The organism is Bacillus sp. XF8 (genome assembly GCF_017498755.1).
Lineage (GTDB): Bacteria > Bacillota > Bacilli > Bacillales > Bacillaceae_G > Bacillus_A > Bacillus_A bingmayongensis.
This window is the reverse complement of the sequence record NZ_JAGDQK010000115.1, coordinates 1-1406: the sequence shown is the minus strand read 5'-3', so window position 1 is coordinate 1406 and position 1406 is coordinate 1. Positions and strand designations below refer to the sequence as shown.

At 32.3% G+C, this 1406-nt stretch carries 1 protein-coding gene and 1 pseudogene; both read left to right on the top strand.

What is annotated here, in order from left to right:
* Nucleotides 1-420: 420 nt before the first annotated feature.
* A pseudogene (locus J4P91_RS28625) lies at nt 421-606 on the top strand (NAD(P)-binding protein); the annotation flags it as partial.
* An 88-nt stretch (nt 607-694) separates the two neighbouring features.
* Nucleotides 695-1306 carry a class I SAM-dependent methyltransferase gene (locus J4P91_RS28620; RefSeq protein ID WP_207996788.1) on the top strand — a complete coding sequence of 204 codons (612 nt, stop codon included), beginning with the start codon at nt 695-697 and terminating at the stop codon, nt 1304-1306.
* The last annotated feature ends 100 nt before the right edge of the window (nt 1307-1406 follow it).

Genomic DNA, 1406 nt, shown 5'->3' with positions numbered 1-1406 from the left:
ATCTAACAAAAGTATCCAACACAACTGTGCGAAAGACTGTGTTAGAATACATTCATTACTACAATTGTGTGCGAATTTAGGAAAAATTAAACTACCTATCCCCTAAAGAATATAAGGAACAGGTAGTTTAGGTGTTTTGATGTGTGTCCCATTTTCAGGGTTCACTTCAATTCTGAAGGGAGCTCTTTCTTTATTTAATAAACCTCAAACAATTTCATTTCCATTAAATAAGAACAACCTAATTATATATAACTATAATCTAGTGAGTGGCTCAAAAAAGAAGGAATTCTGGCCGTTCCCCTTTAAAAAATGGTTAAAATTCCCTTGACGCTTAAAAATAGAGTGCTATAATAAACGAAAACATATGAACGTATGAACAATTATTCATATGTTTTAAAAAATAGATACAGGGGGAACTATTTGTTAGATTTTATTATAGTTGGTGCTGGTCAAGCTGGTTTGAGTAGGGGATATTACTTGCAAAAAGAAAGCTATAATTTTGTAATCCTTGATGGAGGGAAACGAATTGGAGATTCGTAGAGAAATAGATATGAACCCTTGGTTCTATTCACACATAGATTACATAGTTCACTGCCAGGAATGAAATTTCTTACAAGCTAGAAGACATGTAGAAAACGAAATGCATGTCTTTGTCTTTTTCGTACTTTTCTATAACTTTAAGAGGTGTAAAAGGATGAAAAATCATACGAATAAACTTAAGTATAAAGGTATTTCTATAATTTATGATTACTTAATGAGTAACAAATTATTTATAAAGGCAAGGGAGCGAGCTTTCTCTCTTCTTCCCCTTAAGTCAAAACAAGATATTTTATTTGTTGGTGTCGGAACTGGAGAGGACTTTCGTTTTATTCCTTCAGATGTCCATATTACAGGAATTGATCTTTCACAAGATATGTTAAACAAAGCAAAAACTAAAATACAGGAAAATCAGGCTACACTTCTACAAATGAATGCAGAGCAATTACAGTTTCCAGATGAATCTTTTGATGTAGTATCTCTAAATCTCATTTTAAGTGTTGTTGAACATCCAAAGCAGGCTTTAGCTGAAGCTCTTCGAGTAACTAAACAAACAGGATTCTTATTAGTTTTTGATAAATTTTTACCTGAAGAATCGTCTTCCAGTATAAGCAGAAACATAATCAACACCATTACTTCCTTTCTTGGCACAGATATTAATCGGAGGTTTAGTGATATTTGCAAGGATTTGCCAATAAAGATTGTATATGAGGAACCTTCTATATTTAAAGGAAACTATAAAATTATTCTTTTACAAAGGGCAGTATGATGCTGAATTTAAACATAGCGTATACGGTTCTGTTGCAAAGTTTTGTTAAGGTTAAGTGGTGCCAACAAAAAGTTGTACATTTTATGCGATTGTTAGTAGC